Source organism: Termitidicoccus mucosus, from assembly GCF_038725785.1.
GTDB lineage: Bacteria > Verrucomicrobiota > Verrucomicrobiia > Opitutales > Opitutaceae > Termitidicoccus > Termitidicoccus mucosus.
Genome location: NZ_CP109796.1, coordinates 1,511,403 through 1,527,170 on the forward strand (window position 1 = coordinate 1,511,403; position 15,768 = coordinate 1,527,170).

Here is a 15,768-nt window from a genome sequence, read left to right on the forward strand (position 1 = left end):
TCCGCCATGTCATTCACGCCGGTCACGCTGCCCAACGGGAAACCTGTCAACGAACGCCTCACGCTCGTCGTGCTCGGCGCCGTGCAGTTCACGCACGTGCTGGACTTCATGATCATGATGCCGCTCGGGCCGTGGTTGATGGAGGTGTTTTCCATCAGCCCGTCGCAATTCGGCCGGCTCACCGCCGCCTACGGGCTCGCGGCCGCGGTCACCGGGCTGCTCGGCGGCGCGGTGCTCGACCGCTTCAACCGCAAGCACGCCTTGCTCACGCTCTACGCGGGCTTCTGCGTCTCGACGCTGGCGTGCGCGCTCGCGCCGACCTACTGGGCGTTGCTGGCCGCGCGCCTGGCGGCGGGCGCGTGCGGAGGCGTGGCCAGCTCCGTCGTCGTCGCGATGGTGGGCGACTTCATCCCGCCGGAGCGCCGCGGGCGCGCGATGGGCGTGGTGACGACGGCGTTTCCCCTCGCCCAGGTGCTCGGCGTGCCGCTCGGCCTGCTGCTCGCCGAAAAACTGGAATGGCACGCGACGTTTTTCCTGCTCACCGCGGTGAGCGTGCCGGTGCTGTTCATCGGGGCGCGCGCGCTGCCGTCGTTGCAGCCGGTGTTCTCCGGGCACAATCCCCTCAAACAGATGCGCGCCATCGTCACCATCCGCACGCACCGGCGCGGCTTCTGGCTGACGGCGTCGCTCGTGCTCGCGGGCGGCGCGATCTTTCCCTTCATGGCCCCGGCGATGGTGTCCAACGTGGGCATAGCCAAGCACGACCTGCTCTACATCTACCTCGCGAGCGGCGCGGTGATGTTTTTCACGACCCCGGTGGTCGGCCGGCTCGTGGACAAACACGACAAGCTGAGGCTCATCGGCGTGTTTACGGCCTGCGGCATCGTGACCGTGCTCGTCCTTACCAACCTGCCGCCGGTGCCGCTGCTGGTCGCCCTGATGGCGACCACGGCCTTCAGCGTGTCGATGGGATCGCGTTTCCCGCCGTCGATGACCATGCTGGCCAACGCCGTGGACCAGCGCTATCGCGGCGGCTTCATGAGCGTGAACTTCGCCGTGCAGCAGGCCGCGGGGGCGATCGCGAACATCATCGCGGGCCTGCTCATCACCGAGCAGCCCGACGGGCGGCTCCACGGCTTCGCGCTCGCGGGCCTGTTTTCCGCCTTTTGGATGGTGCTCACGTATGTCTTCGCCCGCCGCGTCCGCGACATCGCCCCGCATGCCGCCGCGCCGGGAAGGCCGACCGACCGCATGGCGGACGACCCGGCGGGGCCGATGTGATGACGGATGGACAAATAACGGATATGAAGCTTTTGGCATGGAGGGCCGGGCTCCCGCGAGGCCGTCGGCGGGGAACGTTGTCCCTGATCGCAACGGCCTCGCGGGAGCCCGGCTCTCCATAAGCCCGGATTCATTGTATAACGCGCCGCGTTTTTGAGCTTTTGTCATCGGGATTTTTTTGGGATTTGGAATTCGGGATTTATCAATCGATGCCGTCCATCGCCACCACCACGCCGCCAGCCTCCGCGCCGTCCCCGGGCACGCGCCCCTTGGCTCGCCCGGAGTTGCTCGCGCCCGCCGGCGACTGGGACTGCGTGCGCGCCGCCGTCGAGAACGGCGCCGACGCCATCTACTTCGGCCTCGATCGTTTCAACGCCCGCATGCGCGCGAAAAACTTCACGCTCGCCGACCTGCCCGAACTGATGGCGTTCCTCCACCGGCGCGGCGTGCGCGGCTATGTGACCTTCAACACCCTCGTCTTCACCAACGAGCTCGCCGACGCCGCCGACTTCGCCCGCGCCATCATCGCCGCCGGCGTGGACGCCGCCATCGTGCAGGACACGGGCATCTGCCGTCTCATCCGCCGTCTTTCGCCTGACTTTCCCATCCATGCCTCGACGCAAATGACCGTGACCAGCGCGGCGGGCGTGGAGTTCGCCCGCGGGCTTGGCGCGCACCTCGTCGTCCTGGCCCGCGAGAACACCCTCGCCGACATCAACGCGATCCAGGAAGCGCAACGCGCCTCCGGCGCCCCGCCGCTGCCGCTCGAAGTCTTCGTGCACGGCGCGCTCTGCGTCGCGTATTCCGGCCAGTGCCTCACCAGCGAGTCGCTCGGCGGCCGTTCCGCCAACCGCGGCGAATGCGCCCAGGCCTGCCGCCTGCCCTACGAACTCATCTCCGACGGGCAGCAAGTCGATCTCGGCGACCGCCGCTACCTGCTCAGCCCGCGCGACCTCGCCGGGATCGACGTGCTCCCCGACCTCGTCCGCGCCGGCGTGGCCTCCCTGAAAATCGAAGGCCGCCTGAAATCCCCCGAATACGTCGCCAGCATCACCCGCGTTTACCGCCGCGCGCTCGATGCGATCATGGGAATGCGGAATGCGGAATGCGGATTGCGGAATGAAAACAGCGCCGCGCCCGCCGGAGCCATTCCGCAATCCGCATTCCGCATTCCGCATTCGCGCTACGAGCTCGAAATGTCCTTCTCCCGCGGCCTGCACACCGGCTGGTTCCGCGGCATCGACAACCGGCACCTCGTCCACGCCCGCTTCGGCACCAAGCGCGGCGTTTTCCTCGGCGAAATCCTCCGCGTCCAGAACGAAAGCGTCACCCTGCGCCCCGCCGCCCCGGTCAAACCCGGCGACGGCGTGGTCTTCGACGCCGGCAACCCCGAACAGCGCGAGGAGGGCGGCCGTATCTATGAAATGAATACGACGCGCGGCGGCGAGACCACCCTGCGCTTCGGGCGCGGCGACATCGACTTCCGCCGCGTGCGCCCCGGACAGCTCCTCTGGAAAACCAACGACCCCGCGCTCGACCGCGAACTGCGCGCCACCTACGAGGGCGACAAAATCCGCCACACTCGTCCGGTCTCCCTCGAAGTCCACGGCCATGCGGGCGGCCCCCTCACCCTCATCGCCCGCGACACCGAAGAACACGTCGTTCGCGTGGATTCCGCGACGCCGCTCGCGCCCGCGCAAACCCGGCCGCTCACCGAAGCGAGCCTCCGCGACCAGTTCGGGCGCCTCGGCGGCACCCCCTTCAAGCTCGACACGCTCGCCACCCACCTCGAAGGCGGCGTGATGCTTCCCGTCAGCGAACTCAACCGCCTCCGCCGCGAAGCCATTGCCAGACTGGACGCCCTGCGCGCGCAACCCAAGCGCTGGACGCTGCGCGAAAACAGCACGGACTTTCCTGTCTGGACCTCCGGCGAAGCCGCCGGCGCAAATGGGAGCGCGGGCATTCCTGCCCGCGTCGTCGCGGACAGGAATGTGCGCGCTCCTTTCCAAACTCACGGGCAAGATGCCCGTGGCACTCAATCCGGGGTGCAACCCAAAGTTGTGTCAGCGCCGGAATCTTTCTTCTTTCCTCTTTATCTTTCTCTTTCGTCAGGAACGGGTGGGGAGAAAGAGGAAAGAGAAAGAAGAAAGAAGAAAGATTCCGGCGCTGACACAACTTTGAGTTGCACCCCTCAATCCACCCCGCCCGAAATCATCCCCGTCCTCCGCAACCTCGGCCAGCTCGACGCCGCGCTCACGGTTCCGAACCTCGCGACCTTTTATTGCGAGTTCGAAAATCCGAAACACTACCGCGACGCCGTCAGCCGGGTGCGGAATGCGGATTTCCGAATGCGGAATGAAGACAGCCCCGCGCCCGCCGTCACCACTCCGCATTCCGCATTTCGCACCCCGCATGCGGAAATCTGGGTCGCCCCGCCGCGCATCACCAAACCCGGCGAGGAATGGATTCTCCGCCAGGTGCGCTCGTGCGAAGCCGACGGCTACCTCGTGCGCAACCACGATCACCTCGCGTTCTTCGCCGCCGACCGCAAGCGCGGCGATTTCTCCCTCAACGTCGCCAACCCGCTCGCCGCCGAATATTTCCTCGCGCACCACGGCCTCGAGCGCGTCACCGCCTCCTACGACCTCAACACCGCCCAACTCGAGGCGCTCCTCTCCGCCGCGCCGCCCGCGTGGTTCGACCTGACGATCCACCAGCATATGCCTATGTTTCACATGGAGCACTGCGTGTTCTGCGCGTTTCTATCCGCGGGAAAAGATTACCGCGACTGCGGCCGCCCCTGCGAAAAACACGAGGTCCGGCTGCGCGACCGCGTCGGCGCGGAGTTCCCGCTGAAAGCCGACGCCGGCTGCCGCAACACCGTTTTCAACAATCGCGCGCAAACCGGCGCCGAGTCCGCCGCGCGCCTTCTCGCCCTGGGCGCGCGCTTCTTCCGCGTCGAGTTCGTCAACGAAACGCCCGCGGAAGTCGCGCACACCCTCCGCCGCTACCAGCAACTCCTGCGCGGCGAAATCACCGGCCCCGACCTCTGGCGAGAACTCCGCCTCCTCAACCAGCTCGGCGTCACCCGCGGCCAGATGGAACGATAGCCGCGTCCAGCGGCCCGGATTGCCGGGTCCGCCGTTTTGAAAAAGTGCAAAAAAAAGGGCTGCCGACGATCAGGGGCAGCCCATGCCAAAAGGGACAATCAATTGGATCGCTTATGCCCGGCCGGCGAGCGCCGCCTTCCCGAGCAACCCCTCGCGGGCCATCAACTCGGCGTTTTGCACGGCGTTGAGCGCGGCGCCTTTCCAGAGATTGTCGCCGCTCACCCAGAAGCTCAGGCCGTTGTCCCACGCGGTGTCGATGCGCAGGCGGCCCACGCCGCACTTCACCTTTTCGGCGAAATCGAGCGGCGTCGGATACTTCTTGTTCGCCACGTCATCGACGAGTTCCGCGCCGGGAAACGCCGCGATGGCCGCGCGCGCCTTTTCGAGATTCACGGGACGCTCGAACTCCGCGCTCACCGAAATCGAGTGCGCCCGCACCACCGGCACGCGCACGGTCGTGGCGGACACGCGGAGGTTGGGCAGCCCCATGATCTTGCGGCTCTCCTGCGCCATCTTCGTCTCCTCGCCGGTGTAGCCGGTGGCGTCAAACGAATCGATGTGCGGGATGCAGTTGAACGCGATCTGATACGGGTAAACCTTCTTTTCCAGCGGCAGCCCCTTCACGTGCGCCTGCACCTGGGCTTCCAGTTCGCGCACCGCCTCCGCGCCCGTGCCGGAAACCGACTGGTAGGTCGAGACGATGATGCGCTTCAGGCCGAACGCCTGGTGCAGCGGCCAGAGCCCCATGAGCATGACCGCGGTCGAGCAGTTCGGGTTGGCGATGATGCCCTCGTGCCGGCGCAGCTTCTCCGGATTGATTTCCGGGATGACGAGCGGAACGTTCGGCTCCATGCGCAGCGCGGAACTCTTGTCGATCACGAGGCAGCCCGCCGCGACCGCATCCTTTGCCAGCGCGCGCGTGACCGAGCCGCCCGCCGCGAAAAATGCGAGATCCACGCCGGCGAACACCCCCGGCTTCGCCTCCTCGATCGTGTAGCTCTTCCCATTGCGCTCCACGGTCTTGCCCGCCGACCGCGCCGAGGCGAAAAGCCGCAGCGAAGTCATCGGGAAATTGCGCTCATGCAACAGGCGGACGAGTTCTTGACCAACTGCGCCTGTGGCTCCGACGATACCGACTGTGAGTGATGGTGTGTTCACGATGAATAAACCTTTGGAACTGGTCACTAAAACCTGCGCCGCCCTCGGCATCAAGCCAACAGAGCGGATTCTTCTCGCGCGCATCTCCACCCAGACGATGCAATTTTTTCGTGGAGGCGAACTCGTCCGTGGTTACGTAATCTCCACCTCGCGCCGCCCGCCCTCCAACCTGAAAGACTCCCTCGGCACGCCGCGCGGCCTGCACGCCATCACCGAACGCATCGGCGCGGGCCAGCCGCCCGGCATGGTGTTCAAGGGCCGCGTGCCGACGGGCCGGCATTTTGGCGAATACGACCTTCCGCCCGACGATGACCGCGAAGGCGGCGCGCTCATCACCAGCCGCATCCTCTGGCTCGGCGGCTTGGAGGACGGGGTGAACCGCGGCGGCGACGTGGACACGCACGACCGCTACATCTACATCCACGGCACGAATCGCGAGCATCTCATCGGCCGACCCCAAAGCTCCGGCTGCGTCCTCCTGCGCAACCTCGACATCATCGGCCTCTACGAGGAAGTCCGCGCGGGGGACATGGTGATGATCGTGGATTGAGTCCCTCTGCGGATTGTAACCCAATGGGTTACAATTCCACATAAAATGCGACGGGAGGGCTGGTTTCGGGACTGTTCTTCGGTGGTGCCCCGGGCAGGCCGGCCTCACACCAATTCCGAACGAGATTTATTCTTTGGCAGCCTCTGTCTTTTTGGAGGGACTGCCTCCGTGCCGTCTTTCCGCGTGGATTGTGTGGCACGGGCGTCTCGCCCGTGGGATTGGGTGGCATGGGCGACCCCGCCCATGTTGATCGGAACCTCGCGGCGCGAGCGCCGTCGCATGGGCGGGACGCCCGCGCGTTCGTCATGAACAAGTCGCTAGTAATAGCGGACTTAGTTGGTGGTTAATGGTTTAGAACGAGCAGAGTGTGGCAGGTTAGGGCAGGCATGGGAAGCAAAAAACAGCATTTTTGGCAACTTCCTGTCAACCTTCCGGAGGGACTTGGGCGCGAGGCGAGCCTCCTATTTGTATTCAAATCATGGATACAAATTCCCATTCGCCAATAATGCGGGAATCCGCCCGGTGGGTCGAGCCCTATTTTTGTCCCGATGTTTTTTTGGGTTTTCCATAAGTGTTGTCGCGCGTCGAAGGCGCGGATTTTTCCGCCGGTTGCCCGCCCGCCGGTCGGGGCTTCTCGGCGATGCGGAAAGGCGGCTGTCGCCGTTGGGCATCCTTTTGAAGGGGTGGCGGCAGTCCGGTGCGGGTGGTTTGCGGCCTTGGTGCGCGTGCGCCGGGTGGCGGCATCATTGCGGCGGCGGGCGTTTTTCGATTCCGTCAGGCGAGTCGGTTTGCAGGGGGCGCGGCGTCGCATCCTTTGCGCGGAGCGTCCGCGCTGGTCGCGCAAAAGGCGGGTTGCGTTTGGACAGGTGTGTCCGGCGGTGGATTGCATGGACGGGCAGGCGGAAAGGGCGGAAACACCTGCCAGCCAAAAGAGGCGCGCAAGCCTGTGGGCTGGCAACGCCAGTCCTGCGCGGGTCGCGGTCACGAGGCGTCTGCCGTGTTCTCTTTGTGCTGGCAGCGGCCAGCGAACCTCCGCGCCCCAATAGTTGCCAGATTGGGTGTCGCGGGCAAGGTGGAGAGCGAAGCGGACCTTGCCCGCGACACCATGCTCGGCAACGGGGCGCGGTGTGAGGAAATTCCCCATCCGCAAAGTCGGCCATCCCGCAAGGGAAACATCAGCAAAGTGTCCCTGTGGCAGATTCCCCCTCGCTCTTCTTTGGTCTCCCGAACTGAAGTCACGCGAAGTCGAACATTTGCTGTCCAAGTGCGGCTTTGATTTGCTCGGTTTTCTCTGGCGCGGGCGGTTGTCCCTGTTGCTCGGCAGCGGATGCGATGAGAGCGGTTGCGAGCGGCATCACCGGTTCATTTCCGTTTCCGGTTTCGGTTTGCGGCGCATCTGTCTGATTTTGCCCGGCGGCAAGTCCGGCGAAGAGGTGCAAGCGTCCCCGGAAAATCCAGTGGATGTTCCGCCATGAGGCGAAGAACTTCATCGAGAGGGTGTTCCCGTGGATGACCTCGGCAGGGATTCCCCAGAGGGTCGCGTTGATGAAGCACATGTCACAGGCGGTCTTGCTGATGTCGATGGCGGTGACCCGCAAGCGGCGGCGGTTCTCCGGTGAGAGCGCCTTGGCAAAGGCCAGAATCATCGCTCCCGCGCCGCAGGCCGGTTCGCAGAGCGTGACGGGGCCTTCTGCCGGCAGCGATGAGTCACCGGCAATCATTTGGGCGATCATTTCGCAGATGTGCTGCGGGGTGTGAAACTCTCCATTCCATTGCTGTCCCTTATGGGAGAGGGCCAAGTCCATGTAGTGGCCTCCGAGCAGGTCGGTGAAGGGCTGGGCCTCCATTTCCATGACCAGTGCGGCAAGGGCGTGGCTGAAAATTTCCAGTTCGTCCCTGTTCCAGTGCTTGGCCTCTTCGAGGTATTCGGCCTCTCGGGTGCCGTGCGCGAGCGCGCAAGCGGCCAAAGATGCGAATGCCGTGAACACCGTGTGCGCGTCGTGGCGGCGGATGAGTTGTTCGAGCAACGGACGGAAGGTCGGGGTTTGACTCGTTTTCATGCGACACGGCTTTCGTTGCTGAAGTGCAGTTTGCGGTCGTCGCCGATGTAGAGATCGACCTCGCCGAAGGACTCGCCGGCGCGGGCGAGTTGCTGCATGGCGAACTCGGCAGGCTCGTCGTTCACGGACTCGTCCAAATAGCCGCCGTGGTGGTTGCGGGTGAGCCAGAAGTCGTGGCCGTTGCGCTCGTCGTCGAGGTAGGACAGGTGCCAGGCGCATTCGCGGCAGAATTGCGAGCATTCGATCCATGCGCTGGCAAGCGATTCGACCGTGAGGTCGGTGATGCCGTGGTCGCGGTCAAGCGGAGCGCCGGTGTCGTCGCTGGATGCGCGGAGCGCTGCGCCTATGTAACCGCGCAGGACTCGGAAGAGCATGGTTTCGCCGGTCTCGATGTGGTGGAGAAGCTCCCGGTGAATGGAGGCGCGCTTGCGGCCTTGGGGCAGGTGGAGTGTTTCCAACACGCAGGTCGTTTCGGTTGTCATGTGATTTGGCGGAATCAGGCGCAGTCCGCTTCCGGCGACATGCCGGATTGTCTCGGCCTTGCCCGATTCACGCCGTTCCAAGGGCACACCCAGTCAAAGGACGCCGGAGCGGATGCGGAGGCGTCCGGTGTGGAGGCGAGCGCCAGCGAGCTCTACATTGACGGGTGTGGCACAATGGCGGAACACGCAGCAGGCAAGGGTATTAAGCGAAGTGCCGGTGGGACGAGCGGGTGCGCGGAGCAGTTTTTTCGAGTGCGATTTTCACGATTGTATCCAAATATAAAATACGGGCTCGCGTCCGTCCGGTGAGATTACCTGCGCGCGGTTGCCCGGATAAAACGCGGTGGTTCCGGGCGGCCGCCGCATGCGGCGTTTTGTCGTGCGCCGCGCCCTCAAAGCCACTGATGGCTGAGGGTGACCGGGTTGTTGAAGAGTGCCCATGCGAGGTTATAGACCGCTTCAAACGCCACGCATGTGCCGCCGCCCTCCATGCGAAGCGCCTCGCGCTTTTTGTCGTAGGGTTTGCGCAATGCGATGGCGGCGCTCCACGTGAGGCGGCAGGGCCTTCCGTGCACGATTGCGTATAAGTCAATGCAGCGGCTCATGCCGCTCTTGCTGATGCCGCGAAGGAAGACGTAAACGGTGTCGCCCTCCTTCAGGAATTTTCTCAGGTATGCGATAGCTTGGGTGCGCTCGGCTTTTTCGATGCCGCGTGTTTTTTGAGCGAGGTCGTTCATGTTCGGAAATGAAATCAGGCGCGGTCCGTTCCCGGCGACGTGCCGGGGTATTCATGACGGCCTGCCCGATCTCGTCCGCCCCGGACGCACATCGAGTCAAAGCCCGGCTGCGCCCCGCGCAGACGGGCGGTGTGGAGCGCAGCCCGAGCCTGCGAGGGCGAGAACACATTGACCGATGTGGCAGACTTTGGCGGAACAGCGGACAGGGCAATTTTACCGCGCCCGGTGGCATGTCACGCAGCGGCTGTCCGCATTTCCGGCAGAGCAAAGTGCGGAGTGTTTTCCCGCGCCAAGGGAGCATGGACGGCGGCGGGCGGAGGCGCGCAAAAAAAGAGGGCACCGCTTCACCGGCGGCGCGCGAGCCCCGATTCCCCGCCGCCGCCCGCCGACGTTCTGGCTCCCCGTCCGTGCGCCGGTGCGTCTCCGCGCCTCACGAGGTCGCGCCGCGCCACAAGGCACGCGGGGGCGCGGCGCGATTTCGTGAAGGTCGGGCGGTGCGGACAGGCGTCGTGCGGGCGCGCCCGTGCGCCGCGCACGCGTCGCCGGAAAATCCGGGTATTTGGAATGTGGATACCGCCCCTATTTCTTTTCACGCGCCTCCGGTAGGCTGCGGTCCGTGAAAGCCCTGAAAAAATCATTGCGCCTGAGCGCAAGGGGAGATGCGTGGTGCTCAAAAAGAACGCAGGTGCGTTCCGGGTGGGCGCGGCCTGTCCGCATTCTTCGCGCGCGCGTCGCGAGGGAGGTGCTGCCATGCTGACGGCCAAGCCGCAACTGAATTTGTCCAACGCGGAGGGGTATTTTCGCGAGCATCTGGCGACGGGGGATTACTACATGGACGGCCATGTGGTGCGCGGCGAGTGGCGCGGGGTCGCCGCGTCCATGCTCGGGCTCGACGGCATCGTGGACGAAAAAAGTTTTTTGGCGATGTGCGAGGGCCAGCACCCGGAAACCGGACAAGGCTTGACGATGCGGCGCAACACGACCCGTCGCGAGGGCGGGCGCACGGTGTCGAACCGGCGCGTTTTTTACGATTTTGTGGTCAGCCCACCGAAGTCGGTCTCGGTGGTCGCTCTGTATCAGGATGCCCGGATTATCGAGCTCCATGACCGGGCTGTCCGCGTGATGGTCGATGAACTGGAAAAGTTCGCCGAAACGCGGGTGCGCAAGGACGGCGAAAACGGCGAACGCGTGACCGGCGGCATTGCCGCCGCGCTGTTCCGGCACGACACCAGCCGCGAACTCGATCCGCATCTGCACACGCATTGCGTGGTGTTCAACGCGACCTACGATTTTGTGGAGGAAAAGTGGAAGGCGCTTCACGCGACGGGCATGTATCGGGCGCAAAAATTTGCCGAGAATCTTTACTACCATGAGCTGGCGAAGGGACTCCGCAATCTCGGCTACGAAATCGTCAACACGCCAACTGGGTTTGAGATTCAGGGGGTGCCGGAGAGCGTGGTTGCCCGGTTTTCCAAGCGGCATCAGCAGATTGATGCGGAGACGAAAAAACGCATCGAAACGGAGGGGCTGCGCGGGAACGAAAAGGCGCTGCGCGCGCAGGTCGCGCAGGACAAGCGGCGGCGCAAAATCAAAAGCGCGTGCGCGGAAAAACTGCGTCCGCGCTGGGCCTCGGAAATGCCCGCCTCCGAGCATGAGGCGCTGGCCAAGCTGGAACCGGCGCGCCTGCCGCCGCCGCTGCCGTCGGTGGTTTCGGAAAAATGCGGGCTGCCCGGATTTGTCACGTGGGCGGACGCGCATCTGTTTGAGCGCCGCTCGGTGGTCGGCGACTACGAGTTGATGTCGGCGGCGCTGGCCCGTGGGCGCGGCCAAAACTTTTCCTTGGAGGACTTGGAAAACGAGATGGCGAAGCGCGATTACATCCTCGATGCGAAGTCGCGCAAGCTGACCAACCGCGAGGCGCTGTCCTGCGAATTTGCCATCGTGGTTGCCGCGCAGGACGGGGTGCGCAGCCGCGACGCGCTCAATGCGGCGCACCAACCGTCGCCGTCGCTTTCGGCGGAGCAGCGCGCGGCGGTGTCGCGCATTTTGCGCAGCCGCGATTTGATCACGGTGTTTCAGGGGGCGGCGGGCAGCGGGAAAAGTTTCGCCCTGCGCGAGGTTGTTCGCGGCTTGGAGGCGGCGCGGCACCCGGTGGTCGTGCTGGCCCCGCAACATCAGCAGGCGGCGGACTTGCGGCGCGATGGACTGGCCCCGGCGCGCACGCTGGCGAGCCTGCTCGCGGGCGGGGCGGGAGAGGCGGGAGGCGTGGAAGGGCGGCTGCCGCGAGGCGCGGTCGTGATTGTCGATGAGGCCGGGCAGATCGGCGGACGCGACATGCGCGCGTTGATCGAGCGGGTGCGGGCTTGCGGCGGGAGGCTGATTTTGTCGGGCGACACGCGGCAGCAGGGCGCGGTCGCGGCCTCGGATGCGTTGCGCGCCATCGAAGAGCACACGAGTTTGCAGACGGTGCGCCTGGAGGCAATCAGGAGACAGAACCCGGATGCGGTGGCGTCGCGGGAGGAAAAGGCGTTTGTGCGAAAATACCGCTCGGCGGTGAAGGCGGCGGCGGAGGGCCGGCTGGCGGCTTCATTCGACAAGCTGGATGCGATGGGGTGCATCCGTGAATTGGATGCCGGCGAGCGCATGACGGAACTGGCCCGCGAATACTGCGAGGCGCTGGGTCGCAAGGAACAGGTGCTCGCCGTCGCGCAGACTTGGGACGACGTGCACGCGGCCAACGATGCCATCCGCGCGCGTTTGCGTGAAACCAGAAAACTGGGCGGGAGGGGCGCGGGCAAGCCGGTGGCATCGTGGCAGTCGGCGGACTTGAGCGACGCGCAAAAGCGCGATGCGCGCTTCTACACGCCGGATGCGGGGGTTTTGTTCATTCGCGGCTACGGACGTTTCAAGCGGGGCGATTGGTGCGAGATCGCCGGTGCCGGTGAACATGGCGTGACCCTGCGCAAGGACGGGCGCGCCACGACCGTGAGCTACAAATGCGCGGACCGCTTTGTCGTCACCAGGACGCATGAATTGGAACTGGCGCGGGGCGACCGTTTGCAGATGAAGTTCAATGGAAAATCCATCGAGGGTGAGGCCGTTCGCAACGGCGAACTGGTCACGGTGCGGCGCGTGATGAAGGACGGGCGCATCCGCGTGCGCGATGACGCCGGGGTCACGAAGACGCTCGCGCCGTCGCAGCGGATGTTTGTGCGCGGCTACGCGGTTACAACCTATGCCTCGCAGGGCAAGACGGTTGATACCGTGCTCGTCGCCCATGACGGCGAACAAGCATCTATGATGAGCCGCCAGCAATGGTATGTGGGCATATCGCGGGCGCGGCAAAAGATCGTCGTGTTCACCAGTGACAAGGAGGCGCTGCGGCTGAACGTCGAGCGCGAGTCCGACCGCGAACTGGCGCTGTCCGTCAAACCCGACGAGGCGACGGTCAAGGCCGTCCGCGAAGAGTTGCTTTTGGAGGCGTTTCAGCACCAGTTGTCTTTGAAAGCGCACGAACGCCTGTGCGAGTCCGTCCGCCAGTGGGTGCCGCCTCCGCAACATCAACAACAACCGCAACAGGAACAATCGCGAGGAATCAGTTTATGAGTAAACTTAGGGAAGAAATCGAACGCCGCCGCGCGGCGAGAAACGCGCACGCCGATGTCGGCGGCAGCGCGGATGCCACCGCCCCGGCGCGAGCCGGTGAAACCGGAGCGGTCGCCGCGCCGCCGGCCAGCGCGCCATCATGCCTGCGAATCACCAAAACGAACGGGCAATGCTGGCTGCTGCCGTGGACCTGTTTCCACGGCGCGAGTCATGACCCGGATGGCTCTTCCGCCGACGGCAACGCCGGGCGGGGCGAACGCCTGCGTTTGGCTTTTTTGCGCCATGAAGTCATCCTGCACGGGCGCGAACTTGTCGGCCTTGTCGATGCCATCGAGGCGGCGCGGTTGCGCAAACTCGATGAGATCGCGGAAAAGTTCCGCGCCGCCACCGGGGATGGCCCTGTGATTGTGCAGATTGAAGTAAAGGCGGGGTGATTTTGGCCTTTTTGTCCTCAAAAATGGTCGGAATGTCCAAGACAAGCGGAGGCGTTTTTAAGCATGGTGGCGGGGCTGCGCGCAATGAATGCGCGCGGTGGTGTATTCATGACCATGCTGTTTCATCTCCTTCTCGCCATCGTGAGTCTTGGCTGCACGTTTTTCGCACGGCGCGCCGGCATGTCGCCGGGCGCGGCGCTGGCGATGTCGGCAGTGTTCGGCGCGTTTGCCGTCTGGCAGGTGGCGTGCGGCGCGTTTGCCGTCTGGCAGGTGGCGTGCGGCGTGATGGCGGCGCGCGGGCGTTCGCGCGCGAAGCCGGTTCTGACTCTGGGCGGATTCTCGTGGTCGTTGAATGACTTTTGCCGGGGCTGGTTGGTCACGGGCGAGACGGGTTCGGGCAAAACGCTTTCGGCTATCAACGCCATGCTCTGGCAGGTCTCGAAAAATTGCCCGCGCTGGGGCGGCAAGTGCGACCGGACGGCGCGCCTGCGGATTGGGAGCCCCCGCACACGTTTAATTACCTTGAGGACCCGAGCCCGCCTTTTTTGGCGAAGGCCAAGGACGTGTGCGATGTCGCCGCCTTGCCCGAACGGCAAAGCGCCAGAGTGACATCAAGGATGATACAAAGACAGAGCAACTAACAAATTACTTCATCTTTGATGACAATTCATTCCGTGGAAAACTCGGCTTTGACTGGGCCTTGTGTAATAACTCTTCCATTGCCGAGTGTGATCTCGATCCAATACCAGTAATCAGCATCGGGATCAGTCAAATGATCAACCGTGTCACCGGCACTTTCCTTGGTCATGAAAACGGATTTGCGCTTGCTGTAATCATTGATATTAGTTTTGCGCAGGATTTCCATGGATTTAAAATCGTCGGACGGAAAGCCCCAGACAAAGGTTGCCTTCGCGTCCGTCCTTGTCAGTGTCCATTTGTATATTTTTGCGACATCAACGTATTTTCCTGTATTATCGGAATCAGCGCCAACCCGTATCGGGCCAAAGAATTGTGACTTCCCCTTGATAGGGACCACTTGCAGCCAATACCAATAAGGTTTGGCATCAGGGAGAATATCCTTAAAAACCAAAACATCGGGATTTACCCTGGCCGCTAGGCTTCTTCTTATCGGCACTCCCGTGGTATTTCTTAGCAATTCGACCCGCTTGCAGGGGGCAAAGTCGATCTTGACGTTGACCGTCACAATCTCCCCGTTTCTACTCAAAGAGAATATTTCATTGGCATCCGGCAAGTTGGCTGCTTTCTGAATGCCGGCATTATTTTTAGCCCCGGCCATGCTCGACTCCTTGGAGCAGGACGCATTGAGCAGGATCATGACAAATCCGAGAATGACAATAGCGTTGTGTTTTTTCATGGGCTCTGCGCGAATTGGGTTGTTTATGTTGGCAATGCTGCTTGATTGATGAAGTATCTTTAAACTGTGAATGGACGCAGATGTATTAGACTGGTGAATAGCACTATAAAAATAGTGTACTGCGGCTGGTATCGTCCAATTTCGCGATAAATCGCTTTCCAATTTGCATAAATGGGCTCATTGGCTGGCGTATTCCGCTTTAACGGGACCTTTATAGGTAATAACGCCTGATTTCAGGGTGATCCGGAACCAATACCAATAATCAGAATTAGGATCCGGCAGCGCGTCGGTGCATTGCGATTTCCATTCCAATGTTGTCACCACATGAGTATTTCCTTTTGCGTACGGTTCCGCCACACTGCGCGGATAGCGGATGACTCTTATTGTTTTATATTCATCTTTGGGAAAGTCCCAATGGAGCGTGGCGAGGTCATCAGTTCTGGTGATAGTCACTTTGTATTCGTCCTCCATATTGATGTAATTGGACGATCCTGCCCTGTCGGGACTTACCCTGGCCGGGCCGACATACTGAAATTTCTGGTTTTCAATCTCAAGCCTCAGCCAATACCAATGGGAATTCTCATCGGGCAGACAATCCCTGAAACTGGTCGCAGTAGGCTCCAATTCGCCCACCCTTCTCATATTATGTCGTATCCCTGTCGCATTTCTCATAATGACAATTTGTTTGATTTTGCCTTCGCGCGCTTCGATGTGCCAGTTGAGGTTGGCGTATTGGCCGTCCCTGACGGCATTCAGGGAGCCTTGTCCCCCGGGGACGTTGTTATCGGCGTTGGCTGTTGAGGATGCCTTTTCCTCCTTTTTTGACTCCTGTGAGTCTGGAACTTTTCCGCAGGATGCCAGAAACGCAATTCCAGCCGCCGGGATGGTGAGTGAGAATATTATTTTTGTTATGATATTCATGGTTTTGTATTTGGTCTAAACGAGGCGAGGTTTTTTAAGTATGATTTTATGGAA

The 15,768-nt window shown here is 62.7% G+C and carries 12 protein-coding genes; 6 read left to right on the forward strand and 6 right to left on the reverse strand.

Annotation, left to right across the window (positions count from 1 at the left end; genetic code table 11):
* The first annotated feature begins 6 nt into the window (after nucleotides 1-6).
* Both OH491_RS05055 and OH491_RS05060 read left to right on the forward strand, forming a co-directional pair.
* Complete coding sequence (locus OH491_RS05055) at nucleotides 7-1,281, forward strand: MFS transporter (RefSeq protein WP_068769049.1); 1,275 nt, start codon at nucleotides 7-9, stop codon at nucleotides 1,279-1,281.
* A 209-nt stretch (nucleotides 1,282-1,490) separates the two neighbouring features.
* On the forward strand, nucleotides 1,491-4,391 hold the full coding sequence (locus OH491_RS05060) for a U32 family peptidase (RefSeq protein WP_084442049.1): 2,901 nt from the start codon (nucleotides 1,491-1,493) through the stop codon (nucleotides 4,389-4,391).
* Nucleotides 4,392-4,502: 111 nt separating this feature from the next.
* Here the strand turns inward: OH491_RS05060 and OH491_RS05065 are convergent, their stop codons facing one another.
* Nucleotides 4,503-5,549, reverse strand: coding sequence for an aspartate-semialdehyde dehydrogenase (locus OH491_RS05065; protein WP_334319078.1), 1,047 nt, complete (start codon nucleotides 5,547-5,549; stop codon nucleotides 4,503-4,505).
* Between the two features lies 1 nt (nucleotide 5,550).
* On the opposite strand from OH491_RS05065, the gene OH491_RS05070 reads away from it, so the two are divergent.
* Nucleotides 5,551-6,099, forward strand: a complete 549-nt coding sequence (locus tag OH491_RS05070) for a L,D-transpeptidase (RefSeq protein WP_068769048.1) — start codon at nucleotides 5,551-5,553, stop codon at nucleotides 6,097-6,099.
* A gap of 1,235 nt (nucleotides 6,100-7,334) precedes the next feature.
* On the opposite strand, the gene OH491_RS05075 is transcribed toward OH491_RS05070, so the two are convergent.
* The 3 genes from OH491_RS05075 to OH491_RS05085 form a co-directional block, all read right to left on the reverse strand.
* Nucleotides 7,335-8,159, reverse strand: a complete 825-nt coding sequence (locus tag OH491_RS05075) for an N-6 DNA methylase (protein ID WP_068769047.1) — start codon at nucleotides 8,157-8,159, stop codon at nucleotides 7,335-7,337.
* Nucleotides 8,156-8,641: a hypothetical protein gene (locus OH491_RS05080; RefSeq protein WP_334319077.1), complete on the reverse strand. Its 486-nt coding sequence runs from the start codon at nucleotides 8,639-8,641 to the stop codon at nucleotides 8,156-8,158. Before OH491_RS05080 ends, OH491_RS05075 begins: the two co-directional genes overlap by 4 nt.
* A gap of 392 nt (nucleotides 8,642-9,033) precedes the next feature.
* Entirely contained in the window at nucleotides 9,034-9,378 is a 345-nt protein-coding gene (locus tag OH491_RS05085; protein ID WP_068769045.1) for a hypothetical protein, read from the reverse strand.
* A 750-nt stretch (nucleotides 9,379-10,128) separates the two neighbouring features.
* Between OH491_RS05085 and mobF the strand changes: the two genes are divergently transcribed.
* The 3 genes from mobF (at nucleotide 10,129) to OH491_RS05100 (ending at nucleotide 14,027) form a co-directional block, all read left to right on the forward strand.
* Nucleotides 10,129-12,984: a MobF family relaxase gene (gene mobF, locus OH491_RS05090; protein ID WP_068769044.1), complete on the forward strand. Its 2,856-nt coding sequence runs from the start codon at nucleotides 10,129-10,131 to the stop codon at nucleotides 12,982-12,984.
* The gene (locus tag OH491_RS05095) at nucleotides 12,981-13,418 is read left to right on the forward strand and encodes a hypothetical protein (RefSeq protein WP_068769043.1); all 438 of its coding nucleotides are present in this window, start codon (nucleotides 12,981-12,983) and stop codon (nucleotides 13,416-13,418) included. Before mobF ends, OH491_RS05095 begins: the two co-directional genes overlap by 4 nt.
* Nucleotides 13,419-13,526: 108 nt before the next feature.
* Complete coding sequence (locus OH491_RS05100) at nucleotides 13,527-14,027, forward strand: DEAD/DEAH box helicase family protein (protein ID WP_342750883.1); 501 nt, start codon at nucleotides 13,527-13,529, stop codon at nucleotides 14,025-14,027.
* Nucleotides 14,028-14,085: 58 nt separating this feature from the next.
* On the opposite strand, the gene OH491_RS05105 is transcribed toward OH491_RS05100, so the two are convergent.
* Both OH491_RS05105 and OH491_RS05110 read right to left on the reverse strand, forming a co-directional pair.
* Nucleotides 14,086-14,793 (reverse strand): hypothetical protein, encoded by a 708-nt coding sequence (locus OH491_RS05105; RefSeq protein ID WP_342750884.1) that lies wholly within the window; start codon nucleotides 14,791-14,793, stop codon nucleotides 14,086-14,088.
* Between the two features lie 177 nt (nucleotides 14,794-14,970).
* Nucleotides 14,971-15,714: a hypothetical protein gene (locus OH491_RS05110; RefSeq protein WP_145928594.1), complete on the reverse strand. Its 744-nt coding sequence runs from the start codon at nucleotides 15,712-15,714 to the stop codon at nucleotides 14,971-14,973.
* Nucleotides 15,715-15,768 lie beyond the last annotated feature (54 nt).

Excerpts from the sequence above, each read along its gene's own strand:
- OH491_RS05095 (WP_068769043.1), top strand. The coding sequence starts at position 12,981 with ATGAGTAAACTTAGGGAAGAAATCGAACGCCGCCGCGCGGCGAGAAAC.
- OH491_RS05105 (WP_342750884.1), bottom strand. The coding sequence starts at position 14,793 with ATGAAAAAACACAACGCTATTGTCATTCTCGGATTTGTCATGATCCTG.
- OH491_RS05085 (WP_068769045.1), bottom strand. The coding sequence starts at position 9,378 with ATGAACGACCTCGCTCAAAAAACACGCGGCATCGAAAAAGCCGAGCGC.
- OH491_RS05075 (WP_068769047.1), bottom strand. The coding sequence starts at position 8,159 with ATGAAAACGAGTCAAACCCCGACCTTCCGTCCGTTGCTCGAACAACTC.
- mobF (WP_068769044.1), top strand. The coding sequence starts at position 10,129 with ATGCTGACGGCCAAGCCGCAACTGAATTTGTCCAACGCGGAGGGGTAT.
- OH491_RS05070 (WP_068769048.1), top strand. The coding sequence starts at position 5,551 with ATGAATAAACCTTTGGAACTGGTCACTAAAACCTGCGCCGCCCTCGGC.
- OH491_RS05060 (WP_084442049.1), top strand. The coding sequence starts at position 1,491 with ATGCCGTCCATCGCCACCACCACGCCGCCAGCCTCCGCGCCGTCCCCG.
- OH491_RS05055 (WP_068769049.1), top strand. The coding sequence starts at position 7 with ATGTCATTCACGCCGGTCACGCTGCCCAACGGGAAACCTGTCAACGAA.
- OH491_RS05080 (WP_334319077.1), bottom strand. The coding sequence starts at position 8,641 with ATGACAACCGAAACGACCTGCGTGTTGGAAACACTCCACCTGCCCCAA.
- OH491_RS05100 (WP_342750883.1), top strand. The coding sequence starts at position 13,527 with ATGACCATGCTGTTTCATCTCCTTCTCGCCATCGTGAGTCTTGGCTGC.
- OH491_RS05110 (WP_145928594.1), bottom strand. The coding sequence starts at position 15,714 with ATGAATATCATAACAAAAATAATATTCTCACTCACCATCCCGGCGGCT.